We start from the raw sequence: 392 nt of genomic DNA on the forward strand, positions 1-392 counted from the left end.
GGGAATGGTCGCTTGGGTCGGGCTCTGGCTGAAAAGTCACTGGCTCAGAATATTGGCCAGCCGAGCCTCATTGCGCTGGCCTTTATCATCGAACGAAAGCGGAAAGACTACTATGATCAGCTTGAGCGGCACCAGAAGACGCTAGATGTCACACCTTGGTTGGTTTGGTTTGCAGAGGCGGTTCTGGAAGCGCAGCAGGTCACCCTGGACCGTGTGGGCTTCTTCATTGCCAAGGCACATTTTTACGACCGGCATCGCTACGCGTTGAATGAAAGACAGGCCAAGGTGATCGAGCGAATGTTCCGGGAGGGGCCGGACGGGTTCAAAGGTGGCCTGAGCGCCGAGAACTATATCTCGATCTCCGGGACATCGCGGGCAACCGCGACCAGGGA

At 56.9% G+C, this 392-nt stretch carries 1 pseudogene; it reads left to right on the forward strand.

Features of this window, described 5'->3' with window-relative positions:
• Nucleotides 1–392, forward strand: a pseudogene (locus HRQ87_RS20035) (Fic family protein); the annotation flags it as partial.

It is taken from the genome of Parasulfitobacter algicola (genome assembly GCF_013315265.1).
Lineage (GTDB): Bacteria > Pseudomonadota > Alphaproteobacteria > Rhodobacterales > Rhodobacteraceae > Parasulfitobacter > Parasulfitobacter algicola.